We start from the raw sequence: 20,333 nt of genomic DNA on the forward strand, positions 1-20,333 counted from the left end.
CGGCAAACTTTGTTTTTATGCTCACCGACCCCATTCAGTCTATCCCTATCCGAACCCAAAAACGTGTTTGCGAAGTCGCCTGGTTCGACGATTTGTGCGGAGGAGACACGATGTTTCTGGGAACCCTTGACCCCGACCGGCGCAGCAACTACGTGCACTGTGCCGACATTATGAAAACTGCCGACCGGCTCGGCTTCGAGAATATTCTCCTGCCAACATCTTACTTAGTTGGGCAGGAAGTGATTCCGTTTGCGGCAGCGATGGCTCCGCAGGTGAAGAACATTTCCATGCTGGCGGCTATTCGTACCGGCGAAATTCACCCGCCGATGCTGGCCCGGCATCTTGCCACCCTCGACCATTTGCTGGAAGGTCGGCTTACCATCAACATCATCAACTCCGACCTGCCGGGGCTGAAAGAAGACCACGAATTCCGCTACAAACGCTGTGAGGAAGTCATCGAGATTCTGAAACAGGCCTGGACTCAGGACCGCATCGAGTTTGAGGGCGACGTATACGGCAAAATCAGTATGAACGCCGACCCCGTGAAACCGTACCAGCAGAACGGCGGACCGCTCTTATATTTTGGTGGTATTTCGCCCGGTTCCAAAGAAGTCTGCGCCAAATACTGCGACGTATTTCTGATGTGGCCCGAACCCGAAGAGGCCATTTTCGCCACCATGCAGGACCTGAGCCACCGGGCCGCGCAGCACGGCCGCACCATCGACTTTGGCCTGCGTATTCATGTCATCGTGCGCGAAACCGAAGAAGAAGCGAAAGCCTACACCAAAACACTCATGTCGAAATTCGATGCCGAGGTGGGTGCCCAATTGAAAAGCCGGACGCAGGATTCACAGTCGGCGGGGGTGCTGCGGCAGGACGAACTTCGCAAAAACGCCGACCCCGACGATTTCATCGAACCGATGCTTTGGACGGGCATTGGCCGCGCCCGGTCGGGTTGCGGGGGCGCGTTGGTGGGTACGCCCTCACAGATTATTGAAAAGCTGAACCGGTACATGGACATGGGAATTCGGGCCTTTATTTTGTCGGGTTATCCGCTTATCGAGGAATGCGAATTGTTTGGCAAGCATGTATTGCCCCATTTGCCGAACATAAAATTATCCGTCGAGCAGGGCCGTACACCCGCCACAACGCCGGTTACTCCGTTGACCACCGGTGAGTTACGAATCGGCGGCAATCCATTTCCTGACAGAAGCCCAAAAGCTGTTCCTTCCTGATGCTCCAATCCCTAAGTACCGTTGACCTGGTCGTGGTTGTTCTGCTGCTGCTGTTTTTAGTGATAGCCAGTCTGTATTCCAGCTTTAAAAAGAAAAGCTCGGAAGAGTATTTTATGGCGGGGCACTCCCTGAAATGGTATTCGGTCGCGGGGTCTATTTTCGGTACCAATATTCATGCCCAGCAAATCATCGGCATGATGGGTATTGGCTATTCCATCGGCTTTGCCCAAAGCCATTACGAGGTTTGGGCAGTTCCGGCCATACTGGTGCTGGTCTATATTTTCATTCCCATCTATCGAAAACGGCAGTTTTTTACCCTGTCGCAGTTCCTCGAAAACCGTTATAATGCCAACACCCGGCTGGTTTATACTGTGCTGATGATTGCCTTCATTATGATTCAGCTCATCGGCGGTTTCTATATCGGCAGCCGGACACTGGGGATTCTCTTTGAAGGCACAAACTGGCAACCCACCTATTTACAGGGTATTCTGGTTATTGCTACAGTTACCATCGTGTTCACGGTGTTTGGCGGTATGGAATCGGTGGTGATTGCTGATAATATCCTGACTGTCGTCATGATTATTTCGGTATTGCTGATGGGTACGCTCACCTACATGCAACCCGAAATTGGCGGGCTTTCGGGGCTACTCAAATTAGACCATGCCGACGCCAATAAGATGCACCTGTATTTGCCCGCTAATCACCCCAAACTCCCCTGGCTGGGTATTTTTACAGGCCTGACGATTCTTAACTTTTTTTACTGGACCACCAACCAATACCAGGTGCAGCGGGTGCTGGCGGCCCAAACTGAGCGCGACGCCAAAATAGGGTCGCTGGCGGCTGGTTTTTTGAAATTGATTATCCCGTTTTTCTCCATTGGAGCCGGTTCTGCCGCGTTTTATCTGTTTAGAAGCCGTTTTGGTGAGGGCGTTGTCAAACCCGACGATACGTTTCTGACGTTGCTGAAAACCGTTGTGCCAGTGGGCTATGGGTTTGTCGGCCTGATTCTGGCGGGTCTGATGTGCGCGATTTTTTCGGCCATTTATTCGATGATGAACTCTGTTTCGACCATGCTGGCGTATGACGTTTTTCGCAAATACCTGAAACCTGATGCATCGGATAAGCAAACGGTGCGGTTCGGGCAGATGGGGGTTTTTGTCATGTGCGCCATCGCCACCGGGTTAGCCTACACCACCTTCGACCCAAAATCGTCCGAAAACTTCTTTCTGATTTTAGCCAATCAGACCTCCTACCTGAAACCGGGTTTGGTGGTCGTGTTTTTCTGGGGCGTACTCTGGCAAAAAACCAACCCGACGGCCGCCGTTATTGTGCTGATAAGTTCGCCCCTGATTGGCTTTGGCTGTGATTTTATGTACGACAACGTGCTCGCTAACTCGACCTGGATACGCGATACGTTCGGATCAACACTGAATTTCCTTTACCGGGTATTCCTGATTTTCCTGATTGGGTCGGGCCTGATTGTGGTGCTTAGCCGGTATTTCAATCAACGAAATGGGCCGGTAAACACCCACGACTTAACGGTTTCTATTAATGGAAGCGGTGATGCGCTCCTTCGTTTTTCAGCCATTCAATTGCCCCTTATCGGGCTGGTTCTCTTGCATATTCTCACGCCCCAGATAGCTTCGTTTCCGGCCTCGCTGCTTACGATTGGCCTATTCGGGTGGTATTGGAAACGCGAAAAAGAAGCCATTCCTTTCTATCAGTCCGACATTTTTTATGCTGGTTTATTGACCAGTGCGATGGTCTGGATTATGTATTATTTCGCGTAGGATTGATAGAACGCAGATTTTTATGATGGTTATGATCATTTAGAATCATAACCATCATAAAAATCTGCGTTCTATCAATCCTGAAACACCAACCCGATTTTCTTTCCCGAAATTCGCTCCAGCAACGGGCGCAGCATCTGACTGGCGTTTTTGCGGGTTTGGCTCAGAATACCGCCGTTCAACGCCGATTGCCGCACCTGGTTTTCAGCCTTTCGGTAGGCGTCGCTCACTAATTGTGCTTCGTTCAGAAATGAAAACCGGGTATCGTACACTCGCGACCTGTCATGATTGATTTTCCAGGTGCAGAGTTCAGGTTTTGGGAGCTGTACGGTAATGGAATCGCCGGTGGATCTAATATCGGCTTGTTTGATTTGGGTGAGGTCGATGCAACCGGTAGCTTCACCTTCCACAATCAAAATGGCATTGGCGTTGGGCAGGAAGGTGTTTACCTGCTCATGCTCGACAATATCCTTGAAGGTGTATTTCACCAATTCCAGTTTGCCAAGTGTTGTAATTTCCTTTAGGACAATACTCTGTGTGGTGTCGTTCCGGCGAAACGGGCTCATGGCGTCGCTGCCGCGAATTAGTTCCCAAATGGAAATTAGGCCTGCCACCAGCACGGCAAGGAAAAACAGGCGCATCAGGGTATTCATAAGGCAGTTGGTTAATTGTAAGGTGGCTGGCGTTCCAGTCACCTTACAAACATAAAAAACTCCCCAGCCATTGATGATCAGGGAGTTCTTGTAAAAGAAAAATAGTCGAAATCAATACGAATGTTTTTGCTCCTCAACCGATTGCTTTTCTAAATCGAACAAGTCATTAAGCACGTCGATAAGCGTTTCGGCTTCGCCCCGTTTGCAGGCGGCTTTGAGTTGCAGAACAGGAAGTTTAATGATTTTCTGCATGATACCCCGCGTGATTTTGTCCACTTTGTCCGACTCATCGGGAGTGAGGTGTTTCATATGGCGGGCAATCTCATCGCGCCGAATCTGCTCCAGCGCATTTTTCAGTTTATTAATCGTTGGCGACACGACCATCTCCTTCGACCAGTCGCCAAACTCGGCTACCGCCTGCGTGATAATCGCTTCGACCTGGGGAATGGCCGACAGCCGCTGATTCAGAGCCTCGTCGGCGCGGCTACGGATATGATCGATGTTGTACACCAAAATACCCGGAATTTGCTCAACGGCGGCATCGACAGAACGCGGCACCGATAAATCGATAAAATATTTGAACGTCAGCACGGTAACATCCTGCAACAGTTCGGGCGTGATAAGCGGCTCATCCCGCAACACCGATGAGATAACAACGTCGGCCCGGCGGATTTCGTTGGTCAGGTTTGCCATGTCGGCCACCCGGAAACCGTATTGACTGGCCAGGGTATCGGCTTTCGATTGCGTTCGGTTGCAGAGGGTGATATTCGTTAATTTTCTGGCTTCAAGATTTTTGCAAACGTCGGTGCCAATCTCGCCTAACCCAATAACCAGCACGTTTGGATTCTGACGCTCGCCAACCAACTCGTCGATTAGTTCGACAGCCGCGTAGGAAACCGAAGCGGCTCCATCGCGGAAGGGCGTTTCCTGAGCGACCCGTTTGTTGGTGAAAAAAATGGTGTGCATCAGCCGGTGTAAAAATGGCCCGGCCATGTCTAAATCCGCCGACCACTGGTACGACTGCTTCACCTGATTCGGAATCTGCATATCACCCACCACCTGCGAGTGCAGACCAATACTCACTTCGAACAGGTGCCGGACCGCTGTGTCGTGGGTATCGAAAAACTGGAAATAAGGCAAATAGTTCTCTGTATCAGTCTGGCCTTTTTCAATGAGCAGCAGCCGGGCAATCTCGCTGTTAAGGTCTTGGTCAAAAGCGTAATAGACTTCGGTGCGATTGCAGGTTGAGATAACGAGCAAATCGGTTAGCCCGAAAAAATCCCGAAGCCGCAACATCAACTGCTTGGCTTCGTCTTCGTTAAGTGCAATTAACTCCCGCACCCGAAGTGGCGCTGTTTTGTGGGATAAACTAATTGCTTTGAAGGTGTCTAACATTATCCTAAATTGCCTGGATTGACTCCTGGCCTTTACAAAATTACGGCATTATTACCGGACATGGATACGCCTGTGCTGCTGATTTCGCTATTTAGAAATTGTCTAAATAGCTACCTTAGTTCTTTACTCAATCCTATTTACAAAGAAACAACCGATGCATGACAAGCGTTCTTTTTTGTTCAGTGAAACGTAGTTTTCGGGCCACCAGACAGGCGTTTTATCGGTCGAAATGCGTTATTCATTTAGTTGAAACAACCAATCGAATTGGTAACACCACGAAATCCGCTTTATAAGCAAGGAGTGGTCTGGCAAAGACTGGCTTTCTAAAGTGGTACGACACGATGCTGAAATCATTTGATATTTATAGTCAGAACAACGTTCTGAAGATTATTGTGGCCCTGAATCTACTGTTAGTAGGGACGGGGTCGTTGCTCTACACAAACCGCCTGATTACCAAACTCGAAGCCCGGGAGGAGCATTACGTGGAGCTGTACGCAAAAAGTATCGGCTATTTATTCGGTACTGGTGCGGATTCCGGGGATTTAACATTCGTTACAGATGAGATTCTGGAGGCTAATAAAAGCATACCGGCTATCTATGTCGATCCCAATAACGAACTGGCGGGTGTACGAAACATCGATGTGCCAGTAGACTATACAGATGTTGAAAAGCAACAGTTTCTGCGGCATAAAATCGTAGAAATGCGTAAAAAACATCCGCCACTTGTGGTTGATTTAGGCAAGGGCGAGCAGGGCCTTGTCTATTATACAAACTCGAATCTACTGCGCCAGTTAACCTATTTTCCCTATGTCCTGCTGGCTATTTTAACGGCATTGGGCGTACTGGCCTATCTGGCGTTTAGTTCCTCGCGCCGGGCCGAGCAGAACCGTGTGTGGGTGGGCTTAGCCAAAGAAACCGCCCATCAGTTAGGTACGCCGATGTCGTCGCTGATGGCGTGGGTCGAATACATGCGCTCCGACCCGGCCCAATATGACGAATCCATAACCGACGAAATCGAGAAAGATGTGCAGCGGCTGGAGACCATTACGGCCCGTTTTTCGAGTATTGGCTCGGTGCCAACCCTGAAAGAGGAGAATTTAAACGATGTTGTCCGGCAGTTTACGGACTATCTCGCCCGGCGGATTTCAACAAAGGTGACGATGAGTGTTGATAGCCAACTGCCATCAAATCAACAGGTTAAGATTAATAAACTGCTGTTTGAGTGGGTCATTGAAAACATCTGTAAGAACGCTGTCGATGCCATGAAAGGCGTGGGCGAACTACGGCTCAATCTCATGCCGTTGCCGCATCAGGGCGTTGCTATCGACATTACCGATACGGGTAAAGGCATTTCTAAAGCCAACATGCAGAAGGTATTTTCGCCGGGGTTCAGCACCAAAAAACGCGGCTGGGGCTTAGGCTTAACGCTGGCCAAGCGCATTGTTGAAGAGTACCATAATGGGAAGCTCTACGTCAAAAGTTCCGAAGTTGGAAAAGGAACAACCTTTCGGATTGTGCTGAACGGTGGCTGACGTATGCTTTTTAGAATCAACCAAAAATACCCTCAACCTCCTGAAGGGGGCTTTGTCTATAAGTGAGCAAAGCCCGCTTCAGGAGGTTGAGGGTATTTTTTACAGTGGCGTCGGGTTTGAGAACTGCACGGGCGGCCCCGCCGACACCACGATAATTTCTCAACGTTCTTTTGGAAACGGTAAATTGATGGTATCGCTTTCGACGACATTGCTTGTGTTCAAGGCGCGATCCCGAATACGTATCTGAAATTTAGTGGGATAAAACTGATACGCACTGCCATAGGGAAAGGTCTGAAAGAAATCAAGGGAACCTTCAATAGCGCCTTTGGGTTTGTTTTCGGTCAAATCCGGGAAAAGCAGAAACTTATTGACCTGGGCAGGTAACTCAACGTATTGCTTATTGATGAGCCGAAAGGTCCTGATCTCATAGTTACCCCACCCCCCATTCGACGCATATCGCGCTGAATCGGCTTTAGAAATGGGAATATTGTTCCCAAGATTACCATCACCATCCTTAAATTTAACGGTCAGCACGACCGAGTCGCGCTTACCTTTACCTACGCCCTTAGTAGCTTCAATCGTATAGCGAAACAGACCATTAAACTCAATGGACGGTGTATCGGGGTAGTCTGGTTCGGTGAAACAGGCCGATAGGGTAAGGGCTACCCCAAATACAAAAAAATACGATTGAATTTGTTGCCGTTGCATACTGTTGTACTCGTTATTCAATAAACGCTTTCGTTACGTTGTCTTTTTCATTAACACTTTCGCCCGCCGTAATTCCTCATCGGCAACTACTGCGGCAGAAAATTCTAACGCTGGCCTCCCAACGACCAAACCGGGAACTATTTGAGTCGGTAGCCTTAGCCGTTTTTCGGTATCAGGCCGTTTATAATCCGGTCTACGCGGCCTATCTGAGTCACCTTCATAGCCGGCCTGAACAACTCGCTGACCTGCGACAGATACCGTTCATGCCCATCGGGTTCTTCAAACATCACACACTACTGACGGGTGTTGAAAGCCCTGGTCAGCTTGCTCCAAATCAGGTACTCACGTTTGCCAGCAGTGGCACGACCGGTCCTCAGACGAGCCGCCATGTTGTACCCGACCCGGCTCTTTATGAGACCATCAGTACCGGGATTTTCGAACGAGCCTACGGCCCACTCAGCAACGTCCATATACTGGCCTTACTGCCGTCTTATCTTGAACGAAATAACTCCTCGCTGGTGTATATGGTTCAGCGATTTATAGCGCAAACCGGCTTAAATCAATCGGCCGAATCCACGGCGGCCGAATCCACGGGAGGATTTTTTCTGCATAACCATACCGAATTAACCGAACGGCTCCGGCAACTTACGCAACAGGCCGACGGGAAGCAAATCCTGCTCATTGGCGTTACGTTTGGACTACTCGACTGGGTCGAATCGGGGCAGGATTTGTCGTTTCTACGGCACTATGCGCGGCAGGCCGGGTCGAACTTCGTGGTGATGGAAACAGGCGGTATGAAAGGCCGCCGGAAAGAGTTGCTGCGCGAAGAGGTGCATAAATTGCTGACCAAGCAACTTGGCGTTCAGTCGGTGCATTCAGAGTATGGCATGACCGAATTGCTCTCGCAGGCTTATTCGCCGGGTGGGGGTGTGTTTCGGCCCAGTTCAACCCTGCGGGTGTATCTGCGCGACATCAACGACCCGTTTTTACTCTACCCGAATGACCCAAACCGCCCGGACGAGCGCCGTACAGGCGGCATCAACGTGGTGGATTTGGGTAATTTAGACTCCTGTGCGTTCATCGAAACCCAGGATTTGGGCCAGTACGAAGGTACTTCGGGCGACTTCCGCGTCATTGGCCGGTTCGACAATTCCGACGTTCGGGGATGCAATTTAATGGTTGACTGAGTGACTGATGGAATGATTGAATAGGGTGTATGCGTCAGCTATTCAATCATTCCATCAGTCACTCAGTCAATCATTAAGTTACGCATACAACTTCACGTCCTCCAGCGAAATCTCGTCGCCACACATTATCACTAACCGTTCGATGACGTTTCGTAGTTCGCGCACGTTACCCGACCAGGGCAGCGATTGCAGATGGGCTAATGCTTCGGGCGCAAGTTCCTTTACGGGAGCGCCGTATTCAGTGGCAATATCGTGCAGAAACTTGTCGGTCAGCAGCGGAATATCGACCCGGCGTTCTGTCAACGGCGGCACGTTAATCACGATAACACTCAGGCGGTGGAATAAGTCTTCGCGGAAGTTGCCGTTTATGATCTCCTGTTTCAGGTCTTTGTTGGTAGCCGCAATCACGCGCACGTTGACCTTGATTTCTTTGTCGCCCCCCACGCGGGTAATTTTATTTTCCTGCAAGGCCCGCAGCACTTTTGCCTGAGCCGACAAGCTCATGTCGCCAATTTCGTCGAGAAACAACGTGCCCCCGTCGGCCTGCTCGAACTTACCTATGCGCCGGGCTGCCGCTCCGGTGAAGGCTCCCTTTTCGTGGCCAAACAATTCACTTTCAATAAGTTCGCTTGGAATGGCCGCACAGTTAACCTCCACCAGCAACTGGTTGGCACGGCTGCCTTTCTCATGAATCTGCTTAGCTACCATCTCTTTGCCCGACCCATTGGCGCCTGTTACCAGGACCCGTGCTTCAGTAGCGGCTACGCGGTTAATTGTATCTTTAACTTTCTTAATCGGCTCCGATTCTCCGACAATCTCGTTCAGTTTGTAGATACGTTTTTTGAGGGTTTTGGTTTCGGCAACCAGCTTGGCCCGTTCAATGGCATTGCGAACGGTAATCAGGAGCCGGTTCAGGTCGGGTGGTTTGGTAATGAAATCGAAGGCGCCACGCTTGGTTGCTTCAACTGCATTTTCGACGTTTCCGTAAGCCGAAATCATCACGACCTGTGTACTTTTTTCAGCTTCGCTAACTTTCTGTAACAACTCCAGGCCATTCATTTTAGGCATCCTGATGTCGCATAAAGCCACATCGTAGCTTGTCCGCATAATCATGTCCAGCCCTTCTTCGCCGTCTTTTGCTTCGTCAACTTCGTAGCCTTCATATTCTAAAATATCGCGTAGAGCGGCCCGAATCGGTTTTTCGTCGTCCACGATAATCAGTTTGGCCATATAACCTGGGTGTATTTAAAGAATGGATTAGTATAGGGCCGAAAATAGGGGATTTTGCATCGGCTTCCGTTATGGTGACCGCTAAATTTGATAAAATCCCTTTCTTTTTTCATAAACGCGGCTTTTTCGAGGGAGAGCTGAGGTAATAAAGATTTTTACGACTTTTTTACTGAACTAACAAAACGCCCGGCTTCATTGAAACCGGGCGTTCAAGAGTATCACAACAGCAGTGACACCTATTATTCATTTATATAGCTGGTCTTTAATCAAACGAATATGATTTAATTCTGGAAATTCCATAACACAGTCGTTAGGAATAATGCAACGCCTAATCCAGTTTGTAATCACATGCGAATCTATAGTATATTTTTTGGCATATCGGGCGATGGTTAGCCATTCTGACAAATCAACCTCAAAGCTACGCCCTTTAATTAATTTTAAATTCTCGTTCGATTGTCGCTGAATATCGGCTAATTCTTCATCTAAATTCAGTTTATTGGTTGTCATACATGTAAGAATTTATGGGACCGAAGCCTCCGGTTTTCACTCGTCTTCTGGGACCTCGTCGCGGAGACTATCAAGTATGCGTTGTTGCTTCAAATACTCTTCCAGCCATTTCATTACTTCATTCCGCTCCTCTAATTCATGGAACAAAGAGCCTAAGAGTAAGGAAGACTGAGGTTTTGTTATGCGTTTTCGCTGAAAATCAGTGGGGAAACGACAATGCGGCCACTTCGGCCACGCTGGTACGGCCATCGACCGGGCGCATTCGGAACGAATACGTGTATGGTTTGGAGGCCGGGAGCTGATATTCCGCATGAACGCGGGGTGTCCAGCTATCGTCGCCACCGAGTCCCATTTGCGCCATATCGACGTTGACAACCGTTACGTTGCCACGCTCTAATTCCTGCGTGTCGGGGTGTTTGGCTTTCAGCAGAGCCGCGTCAGTATAGTCGCGGGCGTTGATGTTGATCAGGGCACCCGTACTCATATCACTCATAATCAGAAGCCCCATCCCCGACTCGTCGGTTAGTCTGGCCCAGCGAACATCGGTTTTGTTGCCGTTTTCCTGCGCCATGATGTACGGAAAAAACTGGTCGGTAAGTTTACGTTCGTACAAACCAACAAAAGCCGCGTCTTTCCGGTCGGCATAACTCTCGAAGGGGCCACGACCATACCAGCTTAGGTTTGTGGTTGTGGCAGGTAACTGAAACTGCATTCCCACGCGGGCCAGCGGGGGCAGTGTGCCCGTGGGTGTGTAGGTCGTCGTGATTAGCACATCGCCGGTTCCGTACACCACATAATCGGTTTGCTGGAGAATGCTGCCGCCATTGCCAACCAGTTCGTTGGTGCAGCTAACCCGCACCATCTGGGGCCTCGGCTCTATTTTGAAGGCAACCGGGCGGGGCTTCAGGGTGTCCAATCCGGCTTGTCGCCAGCGAGCCGCAAACGACTGATTTCCACCACCCTCGTCGTTATCGGTCGGCACCCGCCAGAAACTCGGCTGCAGGCGCTCTTTCAGCAGATTTTTCCCTCTGAACGTCCATTGGATCAGCGTGCCGGTGGCTTTATCGAACACAACGGCAAAGTCCCGTCCGCGAATGGTTGTACCGGTCACTTTTACCGCCGGAATGCGGTTCATGCCCAGTACCACCTGCGTGGTCGAATCGGTTTTGACAGGAAACTGCCCCGACGCAACCTCATGCCCGGCGGGTGCCCAACTCGTTTCCTGTTTAAGCCGAATGCTCACGTTCAGGAAATACTCGCCCGATAGCGCGTTTCGTTCCGCCAGGGCGGATGTCGAAGGGCGCGCATTCCCGTCGATTTGGCGGGTATCAATAGCGTCGTTCAGTCGGACGGGCAGCGTAAGCACCTGCGTCTGTCCGGGTTTTGCCACTAAATTGTTTTCACCACCCCGCTGCACGACTTCGCCCTTTCGGAGGAGCTGCCACTCCAGCCGAAAGGGTTCAAGGGATTGAAAATCGTAGGTATTGCGGAGGTTAACTTTAATAGGTTGCCCAGCCGTCAGTGGGGTGGGAGTGGCCAGTTTCACGTATTGATACACCAACTTTACCTCGTTAATTTCGGGCTGGGGCGTGCGGTCGGGGTTAACCAGGCCGTCGCCTGCGTTGGCCCCGTCGATGTAGTTGATATGGTCGGTAAATTCTTTTCCAGCTTTGTTTTTAAGCCGCAAGCCCTGGTCCACCCAGTCCCAGATGAAACCGCCCTGCATGCGTGGGTATTTGTCGATAGCAGCCCAGTAATCTTTCAGGTTGCCAACGCCATTGCCCATCGAATGGGCATATTCGCAGACGATGACGGGTCGGCTGGGGTCTTTTTCCATCAGGGCCACCATGCCCGCTACCGAAGGGTACATGGTCGAAATAATATCGAAACTACTCAGGGGTTGGTTAGCCGATTGGAAGTCAGTCTGGTAGTTGTTCCGTCCTTCATAATGAATGGGCCGTGTGGGGTCAATAAGCCGGATGATGTCGGCCATGTCCCGGAAATTCTGACCCATGTCGGTTTCGTTACCCAACGACCAGATAACGATAGACGGGTGATTTTTATCGCGTTCGACCATAGCCCGGCCCCGCGCTACAAAGGCATCGCGCCATTCGGGTTTGGCGGCTGGGGTCTGGCCCTGAGACCATAAATAATGACTTTCGATATTGGCTTCGTCAACCACATAAAGGCCATATTCATCGCAAAGGTCATACCAGTCGGTTACGTTGGGGTAGTGCGACGTTCGGACGGCGTTGATGTTGTACTGCTTCATCAGCTTGATGTCCTGAATCATGGACTCGCGGCTGATAACCCGCCCCGTGTTGGGGTCAAATTCGTGGCGGTTAACCCCTTTGTAGGTCACGGGTTTGCCGTTCAGCAGGAGTTGCCCGTCGGTGCGCGTCATTTCCCGGAAGCCCACGCGCTGGCTGACAGCTTCGGTTGGCTGCCCATCGGTTCCAATAAGTTGAACCGTAAGGATATACAGTGCGGGCGATTCGGCGCTCCACAGGGCGGGCGCTTTCACTTCTTTGTTCAGCCGAAACAGTACCTCCTGGCCCGTATCGGTGGCGTTTGCGGAGTTGATGGTTTCGGAGAAAATAACGGTTTTTTTAGGGTCATAGAGCGTAGCCCGAAGTCGGTAAGGAACTTGCGTGGCCGATGGCGCCAAATTGCGGACGTTGGCCGTCAGTTTCAGGGTAGCATCGCGGTATTGGTCGTCTAAGTCAGTAACAACGGCCAAATCGCGGAGGTAGGTTTTCGGGGTAGCTATGAGAAATACATCCCGAAAAATACCCGAAATTCGCCAGAAGTCCTGGTCTTCGAGGTAACTCCCATCCGACCAGTTAATGACTTCTACGGCCAGCAGATTATCGTTCGGTTTAAGTTTATCGGTGATCAAAAATTCGGCTGGTGTCATGCCATCTTCATGATAGCCAATCAGTTGGCCGTTCAGGAATACCCGGCAGGTCGATTGCACACCCGCGAAATGCAGGAAAATATTGCGGTCCTGAAAACCGGCTGGGACCGTAAAGCGCAGCCGATACAGCCCTACGGCGTTGGTGTCGGCGGTGATGCGCGGGGGCGTTGCCGGAAACGGGTGTTTGATGTTGGTGAAAATAGGCCGGTCGTAGGCGCGGCCTTCACGTGCCCCAACAACCTGCCAGTTGGAGGGCACGGGCAGGTCATCCCAGGATTGGTCGTTGAGCGTGGGCTGGAAAAAATCGCCGGGTATCTGGCTGGGGTGCTTCAGCCAGCGAAATTTCCACGAGCCGTTCAGCAGTTTAACGTAGGGTGATGTGCGCCAGTCGGTCGTGTTCAGCGCCTGCTGTTCAGCAGCAAAGGGTATCAGCGTAGCGTGGGGCTTCTCGGTATTCTGGCTAATTTGCTGCGGGTCTTCCCAATAGGGCAAGGTTTGGGCCTGAGCAGTCTGTCTACTAAAAACTGTTAAAAACAGGATCAGAATAAAGCGTTTGTGCATTGCAAATTCGTTTAGTTAAGGAAACAGGCGAAGAATCGGAGATTATGTTGTTTTGCAACCTAACAATCAGGGCTTATCCCGATTCATCGTAAGCTGCATATTTCGCCCTAATTTAATCACCTTTCACCTGCTTATACCCTAATGTCTGTACGTAGTTTATTGATTTGTATCGGATTCGTTGCCCTGGCGCTTACGGCTCCGGCGCAATCGCGTCGGCGTTCTCAGCTAACGACACCTCAAAATAACGGCCCTGTGCCGGTTGTATCGGCTCCCCAGGCTCGCCTGCTGGAAAGTATGCTGATGAATAGTTCGGTGCTGAACCGGGGCATTAAGTTTTCCATTTACCTGCCACCCGATTATTACATCTCGAACCGGCGCTATCCGGTGGTGTATCTGCTGCATGGCTACGGCGATGACGAAACGAGCTGGGTGCAGTTTGGCGAGGCCGACCGCCTTGCTGATACGGGCATTAAATCGGGCGAATTACCACCCATGATTATTGTGATGCCCGACGGAGGTCGTTCCTTTTACGTCAATGATTATCAGCGTAAAGTACGCTATGAAGACATGTTCGTGCAGGAATTTATCCCCTACATCGACTCCACGTTTCGCACCCGGCCTCAGCGCGAATTTCGGGCTGTTTCGGGCTTGTCGATGGGAGGCTTTGGGTCATTGGTACTGGCCATGCACCACCCCGACCTATTCGGTGCCTGCGCGGCCCTGAGTGCGGCTGTCCGAACCGACGAAACCTTCATGAACATGCCCGATGAGCGGTACAATACGGCCTACGCACCCGTATTTAGCGGCCCGGCCAAAGGCGAAGAACGGCTTACCATCACCTGGAAACGCAACAGCCCAATTATTCTGGCCCGATCAGCCCCGGAGAGCGATCTGACGAAGGTACGCTGGTACCTCGACTGTGGCGACGACGATGCGCTGACGGTGGGCAATTCCATGCTTCATTTGACGCTGCTCGACCGAAAAATTCCGCACGAGTACCGCGTCCGCGATGGCGCCCATACGTGGGCGTATTGGCGCGCCAGCCTGCCCGATGCGCTAAAATTTATGGCAGAGAGTTTTCACTGATTCATTACTGCCGCTTTTGAATGGGCACGATAGCTTCGGTTTCATCCCACACCAGCATCATCTCTATACCGTTAGTGGCTGGCCTGAAACTAATATAAAACTGCTCGGCCATCGGGCTATGTTTGCGCGACGCAATGGGCACCCGCAACACATCTTTAGTTTGGTCGTAGTTGGTTCCCCATTGACCGGTTTCGCCGTTAAAAATAGCAATCCAGCCACCCTGCGACGGTATCGTCCAGAGTGAATACTTGCCTTCGTCTAAGGGTTGGCCAGCTACGATGATGTTCTGGTCGAAGTCGATGACTGTGGCTTCATTGGCTCCCGTGCGCCAGACCTGCCCATAGGGTACTAACCCGCCAAAAATTTTACGTCCTTTCTTATACGGCTGACAATAATCGACTTTGATTTTCAGGCCGTTCTGGTCAACCTCAGCCGTGGCTTCGGGGCTGCCAGACTTGGTCCAGCTAAAGAAGGCGAAGAAGGCGGCAAGGGCTACAGCGGCAATGATGCCGATAATGATGAGGGTGCGTTTCATGAGTGCTTAGTGATTTTAGGCTGACAGGCTGCAAGGTATGAAGAATTTGTAATTTTTGGCCTCAACCACATTCCAGGTCAGTTCGACCGCTTTTTGGTCTAAACACCCCGTTTGTCAACTTAAGCAACTTAGTGGGCCAGGCTTCATTTGTTTTATACGGAGTTTCAGGTAGAAGAATCAGTTGCAGGGTCGGTTGCAAGCACAAGTAATCAGTCAAAATCAGACTCTGCTTTGTCAACGATTTTTGCTTAACTGCTCCATATTGATCGACTGAAAAACAGCATTTCATGATTTATATTCCCTCTTGTTTTCTACTCGCCGGATTTTATTATCTCACCTTCAGAAACAGCCCGAAGCACGCCCAGATGCTACTGCTCGTTGTCGTTATCTGCATTGGTATCAGCTATATTCCACCACGGGAAACGTTTGTCTTGCCAGCCCTTGCCCTGGGTATTATTGGCGTATTTATAGTGATCATACAATCGCGCAAGGCAAGAGAGGAAAAACTTAGCCTTTGGTTTGCTGAACATGGATTTAAGCAGGTCAATTATCAACCTGCAGATAAGCTGTTTATTGCTCCTGTTAATGGAGAAAGCCACTACTATCCTTACAAAAGCACACTGGTCGTTAATCAGGAAACTATTTCGTATATTTTAGCTATCCGCCATACTTTATCGCTTAGCGGCAAAACGACCACAGTTACAGTCGATGGGTCATTTTATTTCAATGAAAACATTGACGTTGCCAGGCTGGAACAGAAATTCAACGCTGCCAAGTCAGCCACATCGCATACGAATCTGTGGAAGAGCCATCTGCGCTTTTTTGATTTAAAAGACTGCCAGATTTTTAAACCGGCTATGGGTGGTATCGTGGTAAGCTGGCGGCTACCCGACACAATAGACGGGTATACAGATCGGTATGAGTGGGTTAAAAACGTACTACAGCACTAAGCACACATGAACAATTCATCAGGTACCTTGCAGGATAGTGTGAGTTTAATTTTCTTTCTGATCATCTACGTACCATGCAATGTATTTTTTATGGTCGTAGTGGCTGTTCTTTTCAGCGTAATCAACAAGGTCCTGCACCTTAATTTCCCAATCTGGATATTGGCTGTTGCGGCTGCCTTACTGATTTTTGTTATGATGGCTACATTCATCAATGGGTCATCGGGCAAAGTGACTTTGGGAAATACGGTAAACTCAACTCTATTTTATAGCACTACATTGATTATCAATTTACTTGTCGTCGTTCTGATGCTTACACTAACCGGTATCAATAAGCTTATTTTTAGTACCCCTTCTTCGACACCATTTGCTTTTGAAAAACCGCAGTTAATCACGACCAGTATTTACCTGTTAATTACCGGTATTTTTGCTATACTGCCCTTAATCAGTGCGGGAAGTGATTACATGGATGAGACTAAAAAAGAAGAATTAGAAGCAACATTAAAAAAAGCAATGACTGCCTCTACCGTAGATGAGTTTAACGACGTATATGATGGAAATAGCGACCTTTTATTTGAAAAATTGCCCGGTGAAGAAAACTCCCTTCTTGATAGTTTAGTCGCTCAGGATAAACTGGCTATCGTGCGTACATTGGCTGACGATAATGAGGGTATTGCTTATTATTCAGATCGACTGAATATTAAAAGTCAGGCGATGCTACAATTACTGCTTACCAATGGCCTGAATCCTACGCGGGCCGTTGAGCGGCTGACAGCGTATAATCGAACAGAATTAGTGAAGTTTGTCGTGGGAAACTACCGGCCTAAGTTTGATTTTACAGTAAGTTATATCACGCAGCACCTGATGCAATACAAAAATATTGATTTACTGGATTACCTTATCAAAAATGGCCTTCGGAACGATCCAGAACAAAGCCGCCAAACCATCTATACATTTGTGGAAAAAAACGAGCGGGAATCAATAGAATTATTACTGAAAAAAGGCTTTGCAATAGACACATCTGATAATCGATTAATTACCGTAGCGGCTCAGAATAATAACCTGCGCCTACTCGAAACTTTGTTTCGTTTTCCATTTCGACTGTCCGTTACCGACGGCGAGTATACAGGACTGGAAATGGCCATTAAAAACAGCAATGATCAGATTTTTGATTTTTTATTAACCCAAAAACCTGATCTAAAAACAGTGCATCAAACTCCTCATGATGGCCGAATCAATGCGCTTAGTTTAGCCGAAAAATACCAAAGAGCCGACATGGTAGGAAGACTAAATCGATACGTGGCCCAAACTCAGTAACGAAGGTGTAGCCTACGCCCTATCCCGGAGACATGTTACACTGTTCAGCGTTACCCACATGTCAAGTCCGTTCTACCACTTTTAAGGCCAAACTCCCCGTTTATCAAACTACCCAAATCAATAGGACTGTTCACAATAGCTTTACTGGAGTTTCATTCATCAAAACAGTTGCAGCTATGAGCAGGAGCGGAGAATTTGCCAAAAAGAGCCTGATGAAGGCCAGCAAAGAAGGTGTACAACGGTTCCTGGAGCGAAGATTTGACTGGATTGCCCTGGTTATCATTACGTTGCTTATTCTGTTTAGTCTGATCCTTTTTTAAGCCCTCACGACGCCCGTTTATGAATCGCACAGGTAGAAAAGCAGGGTCTTTGTTTGCTTCAATTGGCTTAACCCTTATCGGTCTGCTGGTAACGGGTTGTGGAGCAAGTTCGCGAAAGGGGTACCGAATCGAACATGGTGACGTGGTCTTCTATAGTGGTTTTCCCGCTACCCGCGCCATCATTGGGGCGGCTGATGCTGAGTCGTTTACGGCAATCAACGACAATTATGGTAAGGACAAAAGCCACGTTTTCTATCTGACGACAGCCATCCCAAACGCTGACCCCGCTACGTTTCTATATCTGGCGGGAAGTTATTCCAAAGACAAAAACAGTGGCTACTCACGGGATCAGCCAATCAGCAGCGACGGGCCAAATTTCACCTTTGTTCCAAACCCGAACGAGACCCCTACGAGTGTATCGGCTGAGGGCATAGCCTACGCCCGCGATAGCCATCGGGTTTACAAAGACGTTATGCCCATCGACGGGGCCGACCCCGCTACGTTTGTTGTCGTGCCCATGTTCAATGGAAACTATCTGACCCACGACCGCCGATGGGTCTATTTCCAGGATAAGCCAATGGAAGGCGTCGATGGGGCAACTTTTCGGAAAGTATCGGACTTTCATTTTGCCGATAAACAGGGTGCCTGGGGCTTAGTGCTGGGCAGAGACATTTTCTGGACCCCGATAGCGAAGGTTGATGTGGCCACCTTTTCGGGCATTGAGGGGGAGTATGCCAAAGATAAACAGCGTGTCTATTTGGGGTATGATACCATTGCAGGAGCCGACCCGGCCACGTTTACGGTAGCTGCTTATAGGCAGAGCAGAACCAAAAAATAAAATCATTCATCGGGCTGTCGTGCCACAGCTAAAAACGGATTGGTTATGCGTCAGAACGTTACCCGACTACTTGTCCTGGTCCTGCTCGTTAGCGGCTGGATTACGCCGGTTATTGGTCAGCCCTACACGCCCGAAACCGTCCCTAATCCCAAGCAAAGCCGAAGTTCGCACTACGTCAGCAATCCCGACCATATTCTGTCGAGCGCAGCCGTGAGCCAGATTGACTCGCTGCTGGGCAGGCTGGAAGATTCCACTACGGCGCAGGTGGCGGTCGTTTGCCTGAATTCGATTGGCGAACGTGTGCCCAAAGAGTTTGCCACGGCTCTGTTTAGAAAATGGGGCCTGGGTTACCGCCAGAAAAATAATGGCCTGCTCATTTTGTTGGTGAAAGACCAGCATCGCATTGAGATGGAAACCGGCTATGGCCTCGAAGGCATTCTGCCCGATGCCATTTGCAGTCGGATTCAGACCCAGAAAATGGTTCCGCTGGCTAAAACCGGCAACTTCGACGGGGCCATGATTGACGGCGTTGAGGAGATAGCCCGTCTGATTAGTAAGCCCGAAGCGGCAAAGGAAGTCTACGATGAATCGAAATATACTGCAAACCAGCCGTTAGACAACTATGGCATTTTTGTCTTGTTTCTCTTATTAATTCCCTGTTTGTTCGTGCTTCGGGTAATTACATTCTTCGTTAAAAAATCGAACCCGATTGCCGGCCAAATTGAGAAAACAGTTTCGCAATCGAAAGGGCGGTGGGCCTGGGCTTTTCTGCTGTATATCGTCATGCCGGTATGTGTGGGCCTTGTGGTTATCCAGCTTCGGCAACCACTGTCGCTGCATGGATGGCAAATTCTGCTTGTCATGTATGCCTATACAGGTACCGTTGTGTGGGACGCCCGGCGACGCCGAAAAAATACATTTATGAAACTCTATGGCACGATGACGGAACCACAGCGGTATGTTCGCCAGAAAGCCGCCGGGCTCAACGGCTGGGGTAACGTCCTGTTATTCCCGATTCCGTTTGGGTGGCTTAAATCCCAGGACGACCAGGCAGTAAACGCGCTCCGAAACCATAGCCGGAAATCGGCAGAAGGAATTGAGCTTACCAAAGTGGATGGCACTGGTAAAGATGATTTTTTGACTGATTATCAGAGGATTGAACAACGGTTAGCTAGTGTTGACTACGACGTTTGGCGCAATGAAACGTACAACATCGTCCAGGCTATTGGCTACGAAAACCTGAGTAATACCGTGTATCAGTACTGCACTAAGTGCAACTCAAAAGCGATGTCCTTAACCAATAACCGAATCATAAAAGAGGCCACTACGGAGCGAGAAGGCCGGGGCAGCCATGAGTATGCGTGCCAGGCCTGTGGCCGCCAAAGCGAAACACAGTACACCATTGCCATACTTCGCCAACGTAAGGCGTCAACTTCCCATTCCACCGCCACTCAATCGGCCACCACCTATTCTTCATCGGGCAGCAGTTCATGGGGAAGCTCGTCGAGCAGTTCGTCCAGCAGTAGCTGGGGGGGCGGCAGTTCGGGGGGCGGTGGGGCTGGTAGTAGCTGGTAA

At 49.8% G+C, this 20,333-nt stretch carries 17 protein-coding genes; 10 read left to right on the plus strand and 7 right to left on the minus strand.

From position 1 onward, the window contains the following. Positions 1–17 precede the first annotated feature (17 nt). Together ACYVI1_RS15880 and ACYVI1_RS15885 are read left to right on the plus strand one after the other, a co-directional pair. Entirely contained in the window at positions 18–1,235 is a 1,218-nt protein-coding gene (locus ACYVI1_RS15880; RefSeq protein WP_460911605.1) for an LLM class flavin-dependent oxidoreductase, read from the plus strand. Then, positions 1,235–3,025, plus strand: a complete 1,791-nt coding sequence (locus ACYVI1_RS15885) for a sodium:solute symporter family transporter (protein ID WP_460911606.1) — start codon at positions 1,235–1,237, stop codon at positions 3,023–3,025. Before ACYVI1_RS15880 ends, ACYVI1_RS15885 begins: the two co-directional genes overlap by 1 nt. A gap of 74 nt (positions 3,026–3,099) precedes the next feature. On the opposite strand, the gene ACYVI1_RS15890 is transcribed toward ACYVI1_RS15885, so the two are convergent. Beyond that, positions 3,100–3,678 (minus strand): DUF4230 domain-containing protein, encoded by a 579-nt coding sequence (locus ACYVI1_RS15890; protein ID WP_460911607.1) that lies wholly within the window; start codon positions 3,676–3,678, stop codon positions 3,100–3,102. A 111-nt stretch (positions 3,679–3,789) separates the two neighbouring features. Then, the gene (gene hemA, locus ACYVI1_RS15895) at positions 3,790–5,073 is read right to left on the minus strand and encodes a glutamyl-tRNA reductase (protein ID WP_460911608.1); all 1,284 of its coding nucleotides are present in this window, start codon (positions 5,071–5,073) and stop codon (positions 3,790–3,792) included. A 341-nt stretch (positions 5,074–5,414) separates the two neighbouring features. Here hemA and ACYVI1_RS15900 point away from each other — a divergent pair, with 341 nt between their 5' ends. Next, positions 5,415–6,605, plus strand: a complete 1,191-nt coding sequence (locus ACYVI1_RS15900; protein WP_460911610.1) for a sensor histidine kinase — start codon at positions 5,415–5,417, stop codon at positions 6,603–6,605. Between the two features lie 159 nt (positions 6,606–6,764). Here ACYVI1_RS15900 and ACYVI1_RS15905 read toward each other — a convergent pair whose 3' ends face one another. Then, positions 6,765–7,313: a hypothetical protein gene (locus tag ACYVI1_RS15905; protein WP_460911611.1), complete on the minus strand. Its 549-nt coding sequence runs from the start codon at positions 7,311–7,313 to the stop codon at positions 6,765–6,767. A gap of 38 nt (positions 7,314–7,351) precedes the next feature. On the opposite strand from ACYVI1_RS15905, the gene ACYVI1_RS15910 reads away from it, so the two are divergent. Continuing rightward, the gene (locus ACYVI1_RS15910) at positions 7,352–8,500 is read left to right on the plus strand and encodes an acyl transferase (RefSeq protein WP_460911612.1); all 1,149 of its coding nucleotides are present in this window, start codon (positions 7,352–7,354) and stop codon (positions 8,498–8,500) included. Positions 8,501–8,578: 78 nt separating this feature from the next. On the opposite strand, the gene ACYVI1_RS15915 is transcribed toward ACYVI1_RS15910, so the two are convergent. The 3 genes from ACYVI1_RS15915 to lacZ all read right to left on the minus strand — a co-directional run bounded on the left by ACYVI1_RS15915 (position 8,579) and on the right by lacZ (position 13,715). Then, a complete protein-coding gene (locus tag ACYVI1_RS15915; RefSeq protein ID WP_460911613.1) occupies positions 8,579–9,730 on the minus strand; it encodes a sigma-54-dependent transcriptional regulator in 1,152 nt (383 codons plus the stop codon). Between the two features lie 243 nt (positions 9,731–9,973). Then, entirely contained in the window at positions 9,974–10,237 is a 264-nt protein-coding gene (locus ACYVI1_RS15920; RefSeq protein ID WP_460911614.1) for a hypothetical protein, read from the minus strand. A gap of 199 nt (positions 10,238–10,436) precedes the next feature. Then, positions 10,437–13,715 carry a beta-galactosidase, LacZ type gene (gene lacZ, locus ACYVI1_RS15925; RefSeq protein WP_460911615.1) on the minus strand — a complete coding sequence of 1,093 codons (3,279 nt, stop codon included), beginning with the start codon at positions 13,713–13,715 and terminating at the stop codon, positions 10,437–10,439. 141 nt (positions 13,716–13,856) lie between these two features. Between lacZ and ACYVI1_RS15930 the strand changes: the two genes are divergently transcribed. Beyond that, complete coding sequence (locus ACYVI1_RS15930) at positions 13,857–14,801, plus strand: alpha/beta hydrolase (protein WP_460911616.1); 945 nt, start codon at positions 13,857–13,859, stop codon at positions 14,799–14,801. 4 nt (positions 14,802–14,805) lie between these two features. On the opposite strand, the gene ACYVI1_RS15935 is transcribed toward ACYVI1_RS15930, so the two are convergent. Then, positions 14,806–15,336, minus strand: a complete 531-nt coding sequence (locus tag ACYVI1_RS15935) for a DUF2911 domain-containing protein (RefSeq protein WP_460911617.1) — start codon at positions 15,334–15,336, stop codon at positions 14,806–14,808. Positions 15,337–15,623: 287 nt separating this feature from the next. Here ACYVI1_RS15935 and ACYVI1_RS15940 point away from each other — a divergent pair, with 287 nt between their 5' ends. The 5 genes from ACYVI1_RS15940 to ACYVI1_RS15960 all read left to right on the plus strand — a co-directional run bounded on the left by ACYVI1_RS15940 (position 15,624) and on the right by ACYVI1_RS15960 (position 20,333). Next, a complete protein-coding gene (locus tag ACYVI1_RS15940) occupies positions 15,624–16,286 on the plus strand; it encodes a hypothetical protein (RefSeq protein ID WP_460911618.1) in 663 nt (220 codons plus the stop codon). 6 nt (positions 16,287–16,292) lie between these two features. After that, positions 16,293–17,600, plus strand: coding sequence for a hypothetical protein (locus ACYVI1_RS15945; protein WP_460911619.1), 1,308 nt, complete (start codon positions 16,293–16,295; stop codon positions 17,598–17,600). Between the two features lie 176 nt (positions 17,601–17,776). Next, complete coding sequence (locus tag ACYVI1_RS15950) at positions 17,777–17,920, plus strand: hypothetical protein (protein WP_460911620.1); 144 nt, start codon at positions 17,777–17,779, stop codon at positions 17,918–17,920. Positions 17,921–17,939: 19 nt separating this feature from the next. Beyond that, the gene (locus ACYVI1_RS15955) at positions 17,940–18,758 is read left to right on the plus strand and encodes a DKNYY domain-containing protein (protein ID WP_460911621.1); all 819 of its coding nucleotides are present in this window, start codon (positions 17,940–17,942) and stop codon (positions 18,756–18,758) included. A 45-nt stretch (positions 18,759–18,803) separates the two neighbouring features. Further along, a complete protein-coding gene (locus tag ACYVI1_RS15960) occupies positions 18,804–20,333 on the plus strand; it encodes a TPM domain-containing protein (protein ID WP_460911622.1) in 1,530 nt (509 codons plus the stop codon).

The organism is Spirosoma areae, assembly GCF_054781775.1.